The following is a 15,540-nucleotide window of genomic DNA, read 5'->3' as shown; positions in this document are numbered from 1 at the left end:
TGAGCGACCCCCATGCGTCTCATTCGTAAGTCAACTCTCAGGAAATGCGGCGTCGTTGCCGCTGCCACCGCCCTCGCCGTATCCGGTCTGCTGGCCGGCGCGGGGACCGCGACGGCCGGGCCCGCCGGGGCGACCAACATCCGGGGCGTCGACCCCGGTGACACCGACCGGATGATCGAGCGCCTCTGCAACCAGGAGGCCAGCCTGACGGGCGTCTACGGAGCCCTCAACGTCGAGACCGGCGAGTTCAAGACCCAGGACGAATACCTGCGGGACGTCTTCGGGCTGTGGAAGCCCGCCGGGCCGTGGGAGCTGTTCCGCGGCTGGTGCGGGTACGCCGAGGCCTCGACCTGGTCCATCAAGGGCGACACCGTCCGCACGTCCCGGTGGATCGGCAACAAGGGCTCCGCCGATGACAAGGAGACCTTCGTCAGCAGCTACAGCACCAAGACGTTCGCCAGGAAGAGCGTCGGCGGGACCATCAGCCTCTCCCTCGCCAAGAGCATCTTCTCCGGCACCGTCGGCGGCAGTGCCGGCTACGAGTGGGGCTGGGAGAAGGAGTCCAAGTTCGAGACCCGGAGTGAAAAGACCATCCCGCCCTGCCGGCAGGTCGCCGTCACCTGGACGCCGTACCAGCGCGTGGTGCGCGTGAACCCCGTCTTCCATGTCGAGGACTACCAGTGGGACAAGGGCGACGGCGACCGCACCGTGCACAGCTGGCGTGACCGGGGATACCAGACCATCTACTCCCACGGGTATTACATCGACGGCATCTCCGACAAGCTCCTCCCCAGCGGCCAGCCCGACGGCCGCGAGGACAAGATCGAGGAGAAGCTCGACCCCAACTCCTGCGTGAAGTAGGAGACATACGCAGTAAGGAACATACGCACGGCGCGGCAACCTTTCCGTGCGGGGCGGCGACCCACCCCCGGATCATCCCCCCGCACGGAACGGATTCGCCGCATGAGTGAGCTGCGCAGCAAGCCCCGGCACCGCAGAAGCCGCACGGCCCTGGCGGTCGGTGTGCCGCTGGCCCTGACCGCCGCCGGCACCCTCGCCTACGGCACCGACCTCGGCGTCCTCGGTTCCACCGCCCAGCAGGCCTCCGCCGCCGCCCCGGCCTGGGCCGCCGACACCGCCGACGGGTTCGCCTCGGTCAACTCCCTCGGTCAGAAGGGAACGTACGGCGGCCGGGACGGCAAGACCGTCACCGTGAAGACGCAGGCCGACCTGGAGAAGTACGCCACGGCCGCCGAGCCGTACGTCATCGTCGTCGCCGGCACCATCAACATGAACCCGGTCGGCAAAGAGATCAAGGTGCAGTCCGACAAGACCATCGTCGGGTCCGGGACCTCCGGGCACATCGTCGGCGGTGGGTTCTTCCTCGGCCAGGGCGTGCACAACGTGATCATCCGGAACCTGACCATCCGGGACTCGTACCAGGGCGTCTGGAACGACAAGGACCACGACTTCGACGCGATCCAGATGGACGGCGCCCATCACGTCTGGATCGATCACAACGATCTGCGGCACATGGCCGACGGGCTCATCGACGTCCGCAAGGACAGCACGAACGTCACCGTCTCCTGGAACAAGCTGAGCGACAACAACAAGACCTTCGGCATCGGCTGGACCGAGAACGTCAAGACGGACATCACGATCCACCACAACTGGATCCGCGAGACCGAGCAGCGCAACCCGTCCACCGACAACGCCGCCCACGCGCACCTCTACAACAACTTCCTGGAGGACGCCCCGGGCACCGGCATCAAGTCGTCGTACGGCAACTACTCGCGCGGCGCGACGAAGATGGTCCTGGAGAACTCCCTGTTCCAGGGCGTGAAGAACCCCGTCATCAAGGACAGCGGCGCCGCCATCGTCCAGCGCGGGAACTCCTTCTCCGGCACCAGCGGGCGCAACGAGAGCGGCGGGACCGCCTTCGATCCGAAGGCCTACTACCCCTACACCCTCGACAAGGCCGCCGACCTTCCGTCGATCCTCAAGTCCGGTGCCGGGCCCCGCGCTTCCATCGGTACGACCGCCGCCGCCTCCACCAAGGCCGCCGCCGCGACGACCCTCACCGTGGCCAAGGACGGCAGCGGGCAGTACACGACCGTGCAGGCCGCCGTGAACGCCGTACCGGCGAACAACCCGTCGCGGGTCGTGATCGCCGTCAAGCCGGGGACGTACCGGGAACTCGTCAAGGTGCCGTCCAACAAGCCGCACGTCACCATCCAGGGCACGGGCGGCAGCCGCAAGGACACGACGATCGTCTACAACAACGCCTCCGGTACGCCGAAGCCCGGCGGCGGCACGTACGGCACGGGCGGCAGCGCCACCGTCGCCGTCGAGGCCGACGACTTCCAGGCGCGCAACCTGACCATCTCCAACGACTTCGACGAGAAGGCCAACCAGCAGCTCAGCGGGCACCAGGCCGTCGCCCTGCGGACCGCCGCCGACAAGGTGTTCCTGGACGGGATCATCGTCAGCGGCGACCAGGACACGCTGCTGCTCGACACCGCCGCGAAGGACCGGCTGGGCCGGGTCTACGTCAGCAACTCCTACGTGATCGGCAACGTCGACTTCATCTTCGGACGGGCCACGGCCGTCGTCGACAGGTCCGTCATCACGCTGAAGAAGCGCTGGGACGGCACCTCGGCCGGCTACGTCACCGCCCCGAGCACCGCCGCCAACCGCAAGGGCATTCTGATCGCCAACTCCACGGTGAACGGCGATGTGTCGGGCGGCAGCTTCTACCTCGGCCGGCCCTGGCACGCGGGCGGTGACGCCTCGCTCGACCCGCAGACCACGGTCCGCAACACCAGCCTGAGTGCCGCGATCAAGTCCACGCCGTGGACCGACATGAGCGGCTTCTCCTGGAAGGACGACCGGTTCGCCGAGTACAAGAACACCGGTGCGGGCGCGGGTGCGGCGAGCACCAACCGTCCTCACCTGACGGACGCGCAGGCCGCGAACCAGGAGGTCGCGGACTGGCTCGCGGGCTGGACGCCCTCGGCGTCCTGACGGCTCCCTTCCGGGTCCGGCTGACGAGCGGCGCCGGACCCGGAAGGGCCACCACCCTTACTGCTTCCAGGCGTAGTGCAGCCGGTCCAAACCGCTCTGGTTGTTCACCGTCAGGCTGAGGTTCGTGCCCGTGCCCTGGAGTGTGGTGAGCGAGTACGTGTCACCGTTGCGCAGGCCGGGCCAGTAGACCGAGCCGAGGCCCAGCTCCCGGATGGTGTCGGTCGCCGCCTGGATGTACGCGACCTCGTTGGAGCCGTTGACCGGGCCGTTGTAGTCCAGGCCGGTCGTCATCGAGGCGCCGAACTCGTCGAGGATCGTGCGCGAGGCGCAGTCGCCGATGCGCTCCTTGAAGTCGGCCTTCCACTGGTCGACGCTGGTCCAGTCGGTGTGCCAGAAGCCGTAGTTGTGCAGGGCGATCCGGGTGCCCTTGAGGCGCGGGTCGGCGCAGACCGGCTTGACGTCCTCGCTGTACTTGTACCCGCCTATCAGCATCCGGTCGCGGGGCACGCTGCGGTGGGTGGTCACCCACTTCGCGGCGATGTCGGTCCACTCCTGGGCGGTGTAGCCGAACGGCTCGTTCATCGGCTCGAAGTACACCTTGGAGTTGCGGGCGTAGGCGGAGGTGATCCGCGCCCACATCTGGTCCCAGGAGGCCTGGTTGTCGATCTTGCCGTCCTTGGCGTTGTCGGCCTCCCAGTAGCCCAGGATGACCTTGAAGCCCTTGGCGGTGGCGGCGTCGATCGCGCCCCGGTACGACTTCCAGAACGGGCCGTTCACGGAGGTCGGGTTCACCGGGAGGCGGACGGTGTTGGCGCCCAGCTTGGAGAAGCCGCCGATGATCGCCCTGGACTTGGCGTAGGTCGTGGCGTAGCCGTCCGAGGTGGACAGGCCCGAGGGCACGACCGCGTCGTCGGCGTAGTTGTCGCGCGGGTCGGCCCAGTTGACGCCCTTGAAGTCGCTGACGGGCGGCGGGGCGGTGGGGGAGGCGGCTGCGGGGGAGGCGAGGGCCCCGCCGAATGCCGTGGCGCAGGCGAGCAGCGCCCCCAGACTTGCTGTCCCCCGGTGAGTCTTTCGTGACACGACGTCCCCTTCTGAGCAGTTGCGTCCGCGGAACTCGCATGCAGATCGGCGGCTCGTTGGCACCCGCAAGCTAGAAGAGAACTCAAACAGAGGTCAACACATCTGCACACCAAATCTCATCAGGAACGTAGGTTGCGGAGGCGCGAGGCTACGAACCCACGGTCAGTCCCGAGCCCGACACCCGCACCCGGATGCCGTCCTCCTCCACCCGCACGTCGTCCAGCCGTACGTCCCCCTGCTCCGGCTTGGGCAGTTCGAACGCCAGCGCCAGCCGGTCGGCCAGGACCGGGCGGGTCAGGCCGGACAGCTCGTCGAGGAGGTTGGGGTCGAGGCCGAGGCGGCGGAGCACCTCGGGGTTGTCCAGGGCCAGGTCGATGAGGTTGAGGCGTTCGGCCTGGCGCGCGAACTTCGGGGAGCCGGTCAGCTCGGCGAGCTTGCCGTCGTCGGCGAGGGCCTCGCGCACGGTCGCCTCGGGCACGCCCATCCGCTGCACGATGGCCGGGACCGACAGCAGCGCCTTGGCCTTGCGGGTCTCCCGGGACAGGTCGGCGCTCCCCTTGGGAGTCAGGTGCAGGCCCTCGGCGGGGCGGGTGCCGGGGCGGTAGGTCGCCAGGTCGCCGATGTCGAGCCGCATCCCGCCGATCTCCGTGGCGATGCCCCGCTCGCCCTGCCGCTGGATCCGCGCCTCGGCGCGCAGCCGCAGGTCGTGTCCGGCGACGGGCAGGGTGCCGCGGGCCCGGACGCGGTCGCGACCCTCGCCGGTGAACGTCACCTGGGAGGCGCCCAGTTCGCGGTTGAGATCCTCGAAGGACAGCAGGACGTCCCCGTCGAACCGGGGGACGTGGGCGCCGCGCACGGACGTGAGCCCGTCGGCCTCCAGCCGGATGTCGTGCGCCGTGGCCGACACCTTCGCCAGGGAGACCCGGTCGGCGGCGACGTCCGGCACGGTCACCTTCACCGACTCCAGCCGTTTGTCGGCGAGTTGGGTGAGGAAGGGGAACCCGCCGATCTCCACCTCGGGCGCCGCCGCGAGGTCGAGCCGGTCCTTGAGCGTGTCGGCGGCCCGGTGCTCGGCGTACAGCACGGCCCAGCGGTCGCCGAGGGCGACGAAGGCGGCGAGTACGACCAGCGCGACCACCGCCTTCATCGCGAGCGGCAGCCCGGCGAAACGATTCCGCCGACGCCGGCCGCCACGGCGGTGGTCGGGCGGCGCCCACTGAGGTTCCTGCTCGTCCCGCCGCTCGGTGTCCTCGCCGAGGAAGTCCTCCAGAGGGGTCTCCTCCAGCGGGCCGTCGTCGAGTGCGGCGAGTTCGTCGTAGGGGTTGCGGGGCTGCTCGTGGAGGTTGCGGGGCTGTTCGGAGGGGGCGTGGGGGTGCTCGGTGCGGTCGTGGGGCGGGTCTTGCATGTCCATGCGGTGGGGGGTGCGCATCGTCTCATCCGACCATGCGCACCGCCCCTGGCCGCAACTTGAATCCCCTGTATGCGATTTACTTCACGATCGCGATACGGTCCGCCTTCGGCGGGGCCAGCGGGTTCGTGGCCGACGAGTTGGCCGTCAGGTACTGCTCCAGCGCGGTCAGGTCGTCGGCGCCGACGACGTCGTTCGTGCCCTGGCCGAGCGTGGGGAAGCCGTCGCCGCCGCCCGCGAGGAAGCTGTTCGTCGCGACGCGGTAGGTGGCCGCCGGGTCGATGGCCGCGCCGTTCAGCTTGACCGAGTCCGTGACCACACGGTCGGCGCCGGACTTGGTGAGGTCCAGCGTGTAGGTGAGGCCGGACGACACCTGGAGGACCTTCGGCGCCGCCGCGTTCGGGCCGGTCACCTGCTCCTTGAGCACCTGGATCAGCTGGGCGCCCGTGAAGTCCTGGAGGTTCACGGTGTTGGCGAACGGCTGGACCGTGAAGCCCTCGGCGTACGTCACGACACCGTCGCCCTCACCGGCCTTGGCCGCGTACGTCAGCGGTGCCCGGATGCCGCCGGGGTTCATCAGCGCCAGGTCCGTCTCCGGGTCGAGCTGCTTGCCGTGGGCGAGCTGGGCGTCGGCGATGAGGTCGCCGAGCGGGGACTCGGTGCCGGTGTTGCCGATGTCGCCGGAGATGTGGCCGATCGCGCGGTTGCCGATGGGCGCCGCCAGGGTGTTCCACTTGCTGATCAGCTCGGTCATGTCGGGCGCCTTGGGGACGTCCCGGGTGACCACGTGGTTCGCCGACTTCACGGCCGTACGGGCGATGTCGCCGGTCCGCCGGTCGTACGTCAGCGTGGTGTCGGTGTAGAGGCGGCCGAAGGACGCGGCCGAGGTGACCATGCGGGGCTTGCCCGCCGGGTCGTCGATCGTGCACACGTACGCGTTGTGGGTGTGGCCGGTGACCAGCGCGTCCACCTGCGGCGTGATGTTCTTGGCGATGTCGACGATCGGGCCGGATATGCCGTCCCCGGCGCCCGGGGCGTCACAGTCGTAGTTGTACGACGTCGACGCCGGGAAGCCGCCCTCGTGGATGAGCGCGACGATCGACTTCACGCCCTGCCTCTGGAGCACCTTGGCGTACTTGTTGATCGTCTCGACCTCGTCCTTGAAGGACAGGCCCTTGACGCCCTCGGCGGAGACGATGTCCGGGGTGCCCTCCAGGGTCACGCCGATGAAGCCGACCTTGACGTCCTTCTTCTTCCACACCCAGTAGGGCTTGAGGATCGGCTTCTTCGTCTTCTCGTCGAGGACGTTGGCGGCCAGGTAGGGGAAGTCGGCGCCCTGGAACTTCTGGTCCGAGTAGCAGCCGTCCTTGGGGTGGCAGCCGCCGTTCTGGAGGCGGGCCAGCTCCTTGGCGCCCTCGTCGAACTCGTGGTTGCCGACGGAGGTGACGTCGAGGTCGAGCTTGTTCAGCGCCTCGATGGTCGGCTCGTCGTGGAAGAGGCCGGAGATGAGCGGGGAGGCGCCGACCATGTCGCCGCCGGCCGCGGTGATGGAGTACTTCTCGCCCTGGCGGGCCTGACGCAGATGGGTGGCGAGGTACTCGACACCGCCCGCGTCGATGGTCTTCGTCGTGCCGTCGTGCTGGTGTTCGGTGACTCGGCCGGAGGAGCCGGTGGGCGGCTCCAGGTTGCCGTGCAGGTCGTTGAACGACAGCAGCTGGACGTCCTGGTAGCGGCCCGGCCAGTGGCCGCCGCCGTGGTTCTCGCCGGCCGACGCCGACCCGGGCACCGTCGCCGCGGCCAGCGCGCCGACGGTGGCGACACCGGCGGCGAGAGCGACGAGACGGTTCCTGCGGCGTCTGTGGCGCTCCTGGTGCGCCGGTGCCGGTGAAGTGGCTGGCATACGCCCCCCTGTGGTTCTGCTGGGACAGTGATGTCGTCCGGCGCAGCCTAGAGTCAACGCGCGTAGCGCGACAGAGCTTTCGGGTCACATCCTGGTTGCTTCTTGCCGCCGATTTACCAGCGATCCCCCGTACCCTCGTACGCATGACCAGCGACGACACCGCACGGCCCGGACGCACCCGCTCGATCGACACATATGCCGCGCTCTCCCAGGAGCAGACCGAGGCCGTCCTCGCCCTGCTCGCCGATGCCGCCGGCACCGACGGACAGCAGGCGGTCTCCGAACAGGGCAGGTTGCAGTTGCGCGGCGGCGAACGGGAGGGCGTGGCCCATCTGCTGCTCACCGTCGACGGCGAACTCGTCGGGTACGCCCAACTGGAGGACACCGACCCGGTGGAGCCGCCGGCCGCCGAACTGGTCGTGCACCCCGGGCACCGGGGCCACGGGCACGGGCGGGCGCTGGGCTCCGCGCTGCTGGCCGCGTCCGGCAAGCGGCTGCGGGTGTGGGCGCACGGCGGCCACTCCGCCGCCCGGCACCTCGCGCAGGTCCTCGGCCTGACCCTGTTCCGCGAACTGCGCCAGATGCGCCGCCCCTTGACCGGCTTCGACGCACCCGAGCCGGTGCTCCCCGAGGGCGTCACCGTCCGCGCCTTCGTCCCCGGCCGGGACGACGCGGCCTGGCTCGCCGTCAACGCCGCCGCCTTCGCCCACCATCCCGAGCAGGGCTCCCTCACCCAGCGGGACCTCGACGACCGCAAGGCCGAACCGTGGTTCGACCCCGCGGGGTTCTTCCTCGCCTTCCGCGGCGACGAACTCATCGGCTTCCACTGGACCAAGGTCCACGCCGAGGAGGGCCTGGGCGAGGTGTACGTCCTCGGTGTCGCCCCCGGCGCCCAGGGCGGCGGCCTCGGCAAGTCCCTCACGACGATCGGCCTGCGGCACCTGGCGGACCAGGGGGTGCCGACCGCGATGCTGTACGTCGACGCCGACAACAAGGCTGCGGTGTCGGTGTACGAGCGGCTGGGGTTCGTGACGCACGAGGTGGATCTGATGTACCGCACGGAAACGTGACGGCGCCGACCTCCGGGGAGCCGACGGCGTACCTCAAGCGCCTGCCGTCACGCGGGAGGCGGCGGGAACCGGTACGTCACGAACGAGGAGGGTCCTCCGGCGGAGGCACGGCCGCCCCCGGCAGCCGTACCGTCGCCACCGTGCCGCCGCCCTCGGCGTGGGACAGCGACACCTCGCCGCCCGCCTGCTGCACCGTGCGCGCCACGATCGACAGGCCGAGGCCCGAACCGGGCAGCGCCCGCGCGCTCGGTGAGCGCCAGAAGCGGTCGAAGACATGGGGGAGTTCGTCGTCGGGGATGCCCGGGCCGTGGTCGCGGACGGTCAGGGCACCCTCGGACAGGCGCACCTCGATCGTGCCGCCCTCCGGGCTGAACTTCACCGCGTTGTCGAGGATGTTGACCACCGCCCGCTCCAGCGCGGACGGCTCCGCGCGCACGAACCACGGCTGGACGTCCGCCGTGATCGTCAGCTCCGGGCCGCGCAGCCGCGCCCGCCGCAGCGCCGAGTCGACGACGTCGTGCCAGGCGACGATCTGCGCTCGGCCCGAGTACTGGCCGGTGTCCGGGCGGGACAGTTCCTGTAGGTCGCCGATGAGCGCCGCCAGTTCCGTCATCTGCGCCTTCACCGACGCGAGGAGCGCCTTGCGGTCGGCCTCGGGGATGGGGCGGCCCGTTTCCTCGCTGCGGGTGAGGAGTTCGATGTTCGTGCGCAGGGAGGTGAGCGGTGTGCGGAGTTCGTGGCCGGCGTCCGCGATGAGCTGCTGCTGGAGCTCGCGGGAGCTGGCCAGGGCCGAGGTCATCGAGTTGAAGGAACGGGAGAGGCGGGCCACCTCGTCTTCGTCGGCGTTGTCCACGGGGATGCGGACGTCCAGGTCCTCCGTGCGGGCCACGTGCTCGACGGCCTCCGTGAGTTTGTCGACCGGTCGCAGACCGGCCCGGGCCACCATGAGCCCGGCTGCCCCGGCGCCCACCACCCCTACGCCCGAGACCAGCAGCAGGATCAGCGCCAGTTCGTTGAGCGTGGACTCCGTGCCCTTGAGGGGGACCGCGATGACCAGCGCGTAGTCGGCGACCACGCCCTGCTGAAACGGCCCGTCCTTCACCACGACCGCCGTGGTCAGCACCCGCACCGAGTTGCCGTCGCTGTCGGTGCCGTTGCGCAGCCTGGCCGTCGTGGGGTCGGGGTCCTTGGCCACGGCCTTGTCGCCGCTCGTGACCTTCACCTGGGGCATGAGGTTGCTGAACAGGCAGACCCTGCCGTCGGCCCTGACGACCTGCGCGTAGGTCTGCGGGCGCGGGGCCCCGCCGAGCGTGTTCGAGGGCTTCTGGGGGCACGTCTTCGTCAGCGCGTCGAAGTCCTCCGCCTGAAGGGTCCGGAACGACGACTTCAGGTCGCCGTCCACCTGGTCGTACAACTTCCCCTGCACGATGAACCAGCACGTCACCGACACCGCCGCCACCGCGAACGCCACCGCCGCCGCCACCAGCAGCGCCAGCCGGGACCGGATGGGCAGGGAGCGGAACCGGCGTACGACCTTGTTCACTCCGCGCCGCCCTGCCGCAACACGTAGCCCACACCCCGCACCGTGTGGACGAGGCGCGGCTCGCCACCGGCCTCGGTCTTGCGGCGCAGGTACATGACGTAGACGTCGAGGGAGTTGGACGACGGCTCGAAGTCGAAGCCCCAGACCGCCTTCAGGATCTGCTCGCGGGTGAGGACCTGGCGCGGGTGCGCCATGAACATCTCCAGCAGGGTGAACTCCGTGCGGGTCAGCTCCACCGGGCGGCCGCCCCGGGTGACCTCGCGTGTCGCGAGGTCCATGCGCAGGTCGGCGAAGGCGAGGACGTCCTCGTCGTCCGGAGAGCCCGCGCCGACGGCCGCCGCGTAGGAGCTGCGGCGCAGCAGGGCGCGGATGCGGGCGAAGAGTTCGTCGAGTTCGAAGGGCTTGACGAGGTAGTCGTCCGCCCCGGCGTCCAGTCCCGTGACCCGGTCGCCGACGGTGTCACGGGCGGTCAGCATCAGGATGGGTGTCGTGTCGCCGGTGGAGCGGATGCGGCGCGCCGCCGTCAGGCCGTCCATGCGGGGCATCTGGATGTCGAGCACGACCAGGTCGGGCCGGTACGCCGCGGCCTTCTCCAGCGCGTCCGCCCCGTCCACGGCGACCTCGGTCCCGTACCCCTCGAAGGCGAGGCTGCGCTGGAGTGCTTCGCGTACCGCCGGCTCGTCGTCGACGATCAGGATGCGCTGAGGGTCACGGTCGCCGTCTGCGGGGCTCATGGGTCGGGGTCCTCGGGTGTGGTGGGGAGGGGCGGGAAGGGTGTCGCTGGACGCTCTCAGCCTCGCACGTCGGCGGGACGGGCCGGGAGAAGGACCAGGCCCGGATCGGCCGCAGATCGGCCCCGGCTCAGCCTCGTACCTTGCGGCGACGGGCGACGGGCGGCGGCGGCCCGGCGGGCGGCGCCCTTGCGCGCGGGCCGGACCTCGGCCGCGGCCACCTCGGGCGCTCGCGTCGCCGATGCCGATGCCGATGCCGATGCCGAGACCGACGCCGGTGCCGGTGCGTGCAGTTCGGACGCCACCGCCAGTGCCAGCGCGACCCCCGCCGGGTCGGCCCCCGGCACCGCGTGCGGAACCTGCTGGATCATCGCCGTACTCCTGCTCGGAAGGCACTCAGTCGGTGGCGCCGGCCCGCAGCTTGGCGAGGTCGGCCTTGACGGTGTTGACCGGGATGGCGAAGCCCAGGCCGACGCTGCCCGCGTCGGAGGACGAGGAGGCGGCGCCCGCCGGCGAGTACATCGCGGAGTTGATCCCGATGATGTTGCCGTTCATGTCGATCAGCGCGCCGCCGGAGTTGCCCGGGTTGAGGGACGCGTCGGTCTGGAGCGCCTTGTACGTCGTGGTGTCCGAGCCGGTGTCGCCGTTGAACTGCCGGCCGCCGAACTCGAACGGCCACCCGTCGCCCTGCGGGGACTGCTGCTGGCCCTGGTCCTCGTCGGTCGGGACCGTGACGTCACGGTCGAGGGCCGAGATGATGCCGCTGGTGACCGTGCCGGACAGGCCCTCGGGGGAGCCGATGGCCACGACCTGGTCGCCGACCTGCAAGCCGGAGGAGTCGCCGAGCGTGGCCGCCTTCAGGCCGGAGGCGTTCTCCAGCTTGATCAGCGCCAGGTCCTTCTTGCTGTCGGTGCCGACGACCTTGGCGGAGTACGACTTGCCGTCGTTGGTCGTCACCTTGATCTGCGAAGCGCCGGAGACGACGTGGTTGTTGGTGACGATCTCGCCGCCGCTGGTGATGATCACGCCGGAGCCGGTGGAGGAACCGGCGTTGGAGTCGGCGCTGATCTCGACGATGCTGGGGCTGACCGCCTTGGCGACCCCGGCGACCGTGCCCTTCTGGCTGGACGGCACCACGTTGGTGCTGGTGGAGCTGGCGGCGACGGTGTCGTTGCCCGTCAGCTCCTGTATGCCGTAGGCGGTGCCGCCGCCGATCGCCGCGGCGACGATCGCCACGGCGGCGAGCAGGGCGACGGTGCCGCGGTTGCGCTTCTTCGGAGCGGGTGCCGGGGTGTACGCCGGCGGAGGCGGCCACTCGGGGTTCACCGGGGCCTGCTGCTGACCCTCGTAGGGGTTCTCGTACTCGCCACTGCGGTGGAAGCTCTCGGTCATGTCTCAGAGCTTGGAGCCCGACCATGAGAGCTTCCTGAGTCCTCCCTGAGAAGCCCGACAGAACCTCGTATGCCCGATATAAAGGCGCCACGGCAGGGGGCCGTGAAGGCCCCCGGAAGGGGCTACGCGCAGCCGCAGGAGTGCCGTACGACCAGCCGCGACGGGAACACCTTCAGCCGCTCCCGCCGGGCCCCCGCCACACGCACACCGTCGTCGAGGACGAGGTCCACCGCCGCACGCGCCATCGCCGAACGGTCCGAGGCGATCGTCGTCAGGGGCGGGTCGGTCAGCGCCGCTTCCTTGATGTCGTCGAAGCCGGCCACCGCCAGCTCGCCGGGCACGTCGATCCGCAGTTCGCGCGCGGCCCGCAGCAGGCCGATCGCCTGGTCGTCGGTGGAGCAGAAGATCGCGGGCGGGCGCTCGGGGCCGGAAAGGATCTTCAGGGCGGCCTGGTAGGCGTCGTAGCGGTTGTAGAGGGCCTCGAAGAGGCGGCCCTCCGTGGAGATGCCGGCCTCGTCCATCGCGCGCCGCCAGCCCTCGACGTGGTCGGAGACCGGGTCGCCGACGGCCGGGGTCTCGGCTATGCCGCCCATACAGGCGACGTACTCGTAACCGTGCTCCAGCAGGTGCCGCACGGCGAGCTGGGCGCCGCCCAGGTCGTCCGTGACGACGGCGACGTCGTCGATGGCCTCGGGCCGCTCGTGCATCAGCACGACCCGGGCGTCCCAGGCCTCGATCTCGGCGGCGGCCAGGTCGTTGAGCGCGTGGCTGACGAGGATCAGGCCCGAGACCCGCATGCCCAGGAAGGCGCGCAGGTAGTGGACCTCGCGTTCGCCCACGTAGTCCGTGTTGCCGACGAGCACCATCTTTCCGCGCTCGGAGGCGGCCTGCTCGACCGCGTGCGCCATCTCCCCGAAGAAGGGCTGGCGGGCGTCCGGGATGATCAGGCCTATGAGGTCCGTACGCCGGGACGCCATCGCCTGCGCGACCCGGTCGGGGCGGTACCCCAGTTCCTTGATCGCGGCGAGGACACGCTCGCGCGTGGCCGGGGCGACCGGCCGGGGTCCGTTGTTGATGACATAACTGACCACGGCAGTGGAAGTCCCTGCCAGTCGCGCCACATCATCCCGAGTCACCTTGGCCACGCGCGGAGTCTACGCGGATATACCGGCTCTGGGCAGGGCGTAAAGGAGCTTCCGTACTTCCGTACGATATTCCGGCCGCCGTCCGGCGCCCGCCCGCGCGCTCCGTGCGGAAAGCGATGCCCAGGCGGGCACCGCCATACGCCTCTTTACGCCTTGGTACGCGCCTCGGCGGCGTCCAAAACAGCCGACTCGTCTCCGTTGTCCGGGTTTTCCCTGGCCGCCTTGGCCTTCGCCTCCTCGGCGGCGCGCTCCACCTTCTCCGGCGTAACGAATCGATAACCGACGTTCCGGACGGTGCCGATCAGCGACTCGTGCTCGGGGCCGAGCTTGGCGCGCAGCCGCCGTACGTGCACGTCGACCGTGCGGGTGCCGCCGAAGTAGTCGTAGCCCCAGACCTCCTGGAGGAGCTGCGCGCGCGTGAAGACGCGGCCGGGGTGCTGCGCGAGGTACTTCAGGAGCTCGAACTCCTTGAAGGTGAGGTCGAGGACGCGGCCCTTGAGCTTGGCGGAGTACGTCGCCTCGTCGACCGACAGGTCGCCGTTGCGGATCTCCATCGGGGAGTCGTCGCTGACGATCTGCTGCCGGCCCATGGCCAGCCGCAGCCGGGCCTCGACCTCGGCGGGGCCGGCGGTGTCGAGCAGGACGTCGTCGATGCCCCAGTCGGCGGTGACGGCGGCGAGGCCGCCCTCCGTGACGACGAGGACGAGCGGGCAGCCGGGGCCGGTGGAGCGGAGCAGCTGACACAGGCTGCGGACCTGCGGCAGGTCACGGCGGCCGTCGACGAGGATGACGTCGGCGCCGGGGGTGTCGACGAGGGCGGGGCCCTCCGCGGGGGCCACCCGCACGTTGTGCAGGAGCAGGCCGAGGGCGGGGAGCACCTCCGTCGACGGCTGGAGGGCGTTGGTCAGGAGCAGCAGAGAACTCATACGTCTGGTTCCTCCTCGGTCCCTGCGAGGACGTCTGTTGGTACAGCACTTGGCTCTGCGATCCCGAAGGCCCCGTACACCTGCGGTTTCCCGCCTCGTATACAACGCTTCCGAAAGCACAAAAGGACCCGGGGGCTACGCTGCCCGAGTCCTCTGCCAAGCAGAATAGCCCACATGAGCTCTGGTCCGGCAGGTCATGTGGCGCGTTCCACCGTTCGTCCGCACTCCGAGACGACCCGGGGAACGCCTGTGCGGACGCAATTGCGGACGTTTCTGCGCACGTCCGACGGTGTGACGATCGATGCCGTATACGACCCGGGTGCGGTTGTATACGACGCCTCCCGGACATCTGCCGATCACCCCGTGTTCGTCGTCGCCCACGGCTTCACCGGTGCCGTGGACCGGCCGCACGTGCGGCGGGTGGCGCGGGCCTTGGCCCGGTTCGGGGCCGTCGTCACCTTCTCCTTCCGGGGCCACGGGGCGTCCGGTGGGCGGTCGACGGTCGGGGACCGGGAGGTGCTCGACGTGGCGGCGGCGGTGCGGTGGGCCCGGGAGCTCGGGCACGCGCGCGTGGGGACGGTGGGGTTCTCGATGGGGGGCTCGGTGGTGCTGCGGCATGCGGCGCTGCACCCACGGCAGACCGACGCGGTGGTGTCGGTGAGCGCCCCGGCCCGCTGGTACTACAGGGGGACCGCCCCCATGCGCCGGCTGCACTGGCTGGTGACGCGGCCGGAGGGCCGGGTGGTGAGCCGCTACGGGTTCCGTACCCGCATCCACCACCGGGACTGGGACCCGGTCCCGCTCTCGCCGGTGGAGGCGGTGCCGAGGATCGCGCCCACGCCCCTGCTGATCGTGCACGGCGACGCCGACGGCTACTTCCCCGTCGACCACCCCCGCATGCTGGCGGCGGCCGCCGCCGACCAGGGCGAACTGTGGCTGGAACCGGGCATGGGGCATGCCGAGAACGCGGCGAGCGACGCACTGCTGGGGCGGATCGGGGAGTGGGTCGTGGCCCGGGCGGGCTAGCCTGACGGAGTTCACCGACAAGCAGATCGAGGAAGCAGATGCCAAAGGTCACGGTGCGCTACTGGGCCGCCGCCAAGGCCGCGGCCGGGGTGGCCGAGGAGCCGTACGAGGCGGCCACGCTCGCCGAGGCGCTCGACGGGGTGCGTGAGCGGCACCCCGGCGAACTCGAGCGCGTGCTGCGGCGGTGCTCGTTCCTCGTGGACGGTGATCCCGTGGGCACCCGCGGACATGAGACGGTACGGCTGGCCGACGGCGGCACGGTCGAGGTGCTCCCGCCGTTCGCAGGAGGGTGAGC

At 70.4% G+C, this 15,540-nt stretch carries 14 protein-coding genes; 5 read left to right on the top strand and 9 right to left on the bottom strand.

Annotation, left to right across the window (positions count from 1 at the left end):
• Positions 1-12 precede the first annotated feature (12 nt).
• The gene (locus ABFX81_RS26035) at positions 13-861 is read left to right on the top strand and encodes a hypothetical protein (RefSeq protein ID WP_086854364.1); all 849 of its coding nucleotides are present in this window, start codon (positions 13-15) and stop codon (positions 859-861) included.
• A 102-nt stretch (positions 862-963) separates the two neighbouring features.
• Entirely contained in the window at positions 964-3,024 is a 2,061-nt protein-coding gene (locus ABFX81_RS26030; RefSeq protein ID WP_086854363.1) for a pectinesterase family protein, read from the top strand.
• Positions 3,025-3,081: 57 nt separating this feature from the next.
• Here ABFX81_RS26030 and ABFX81_RS26025 read toward each other — a convergent pair whose 3' ends face one another.
• From ABFX81_RS26025 to ABFX81_RS26015, 3 genes are all read right to left on the bottom strand, one after another.
• Positions 3,082-4,104, bottom strand: a complete 1,023-nt coding sequence (locus ABFX81_RS26025; RefSeq protein ID WP_346138729.1) for a glycoside hydrolase family 5 protein — start codon at positions 4,102-4,104, stop codon at positions 3,082-3,084.
• Between the two features lie 148 nt (positions 4,105-4,252).
• Positions 4,253-5,533: an LmeA family phospholipid-binding protein gene (locus ABFX81_RS26020; protein WP_346138728.1), complete on the bottom strand. Its 1,281-nt coding sequence runs from the start codon at positions 5,531-5,533 to the stop codon at positions 4,253-4,255.
• Positions 5,534-5,591: 58 nt separating this feature from the next.
• The gene (locus tag ABFX81_RS26015; RefSeq protein ID WP_346138727.1) at positions 5,592-7,412 is read right to left on the bottom strand and encodes a bifunctional metallophosphatase/5'-nucleotidase; all 1,821 of its coding nucleotides are present in this window, start codon (positions 7,410-7,412) and stop codon (positions 5,592-5,594) included.
• Between the two features lie 143 nt (positions 7,413-7,555).
• Between ABFX81_RS26015 and mshD the strand changes: the two genes are divergently transcribed.
• A complete protein-coding gene (gene mshD, locus ABFX81_RS26010) occupies positions 7,556-8,482 on the top strand; it encodes a mycothiol synthase (protein ID WP_086854844.1) in 927 nt (308 codons plus the stop codon).
• 76 nt (positions 8,483-8,558) lie between these two features.
• On the opposite strand, the gene ABFX81_RS26005 is transcribed toward mshD, so the two are convergent.
• From ABFX81_RS26005 to ABFX81_RS25980, 6 genes are all read right to left on the bottom strand, one after another.
• Positions 8,559-10,025 carry an ATP-binding protein gene (locus ABFX81_RS26005; protein WP_086854845.1) on the bottom strand — a complete coding sequence of 489 codons (1,467 nt, stop codon included), beginning with the start codon at positions 10,023-10,025 and terminating at the stop codon, positions 8,559-8,561.
• The gene (locus ABFX81_RS26000) at positions 10,022-10,759 is read right to left on the bottom strand and encodes a response regulator transcription factor (protein ID WP_059418760.1); all 738 of its coding nucleotides are present in this window, start codon (positions 10,757-10,759) and stop codon (positions 10,022-10,024) included. Before ABFX81_RS26000 ends, ABFX81_RS26005 begins: the two co-directional genes overlap by 4 nt.
• Before the next feature lie 56 nt (positions 10,760-10,815).
• Positions 10,816-11,127 carry a hypothetical protein gene (locus ABFX81_RS25995; RefSeq protein ID WP_346138726.1) on the bottom strand — a complete coding sequence of 104 codons (312 nt, stop codon included), beginning with the start codon at positions 11,125-11,127 and terminating at the stop codon, positions 10,816-10,818.
• A gap of 25 nt (positions 11,128-11,152) precedes the next feature.
• A complete protein-coding gene (locus tag ABFX81_RS25990) occupies positions 11,153-12,148 on the bottom strand; it encodes a S1C family serine protease (RefSeq protein ID WP_346138725.1) in 996 nt (331 codons plus the stop codon).
• A 122-nt stretch (positions 12,149-12,270) separates the two neighbouring features.
• Entirely contained in the window at positions 12,271-13,293 is a 1,023-nt protein-coding gene (locus tag ABFX81_RS25985) for a substrate-binding domain-containing protein (protein WP_086849284.1), read from the bottom strand.
• Positions 13,294-13,439: 146 nt separating this feature from the next.
• Positions 13,440-14,219 (bottom strand): winged helix-turn-helix domain-containing protein, encoded by a 780-nt coding sequence (locus tag ABFX81_RS25980; protein ID WP_086849282.1) that lies wholly within the window; start codon positions 14,217-14,219, stop codon positions 13,440-13,442.
• Positions 14,220-14,393: 174 nt separating this feature from the next.
• On the opposite strand from ABFX81_RS25980, the gene ABFX81_RS25975 reads away from it, so the two are divergent.
• Both ABFX81_RS25975 and ABFX81_RS25970 read left to right on the top strand, forming a co-directional pair.
• On the top strand, positions 14,394-15,245 hold the full coding sequence (locus ABFX81_RS25975) for an alpha/beta fold hydrolase (RefSeq protein ID WP_086849280.1): 852 nt from the start codon (positions 14,394-14,396) through the stop codon (positions 15,243-15,245).
• 38 nt (positions 15,246-15,283) lie between these two features.
• Complete coding sequence (locus tag ABFX81_RS25970) at positions 15,284-15,538, top strand: MoaD/ThiS family protein (protein WP_010036212.1); 255 nt, start codon at positions 15,284-15,286, stop codon at positions 15,536-15,538.
• The last annotated feature ends 2 nt before the right edge of the window (positions 15,539-15,540 follow it).

Source organism: Streptomyces coeruleofuscus, assembly GCF_039532725.1.
Taxonomy (GTDB): Bacteria; Actinomycetota; Actinomycetes; order Streptomycetales; family Streptomycetaceae; genus Streptomyces; species Streptomyces coeruleofuscus.
Note: the sequence above shows the minus strand (reverse complement) of the source record. Positions and strands in the feature narration are given on the sequence as shown.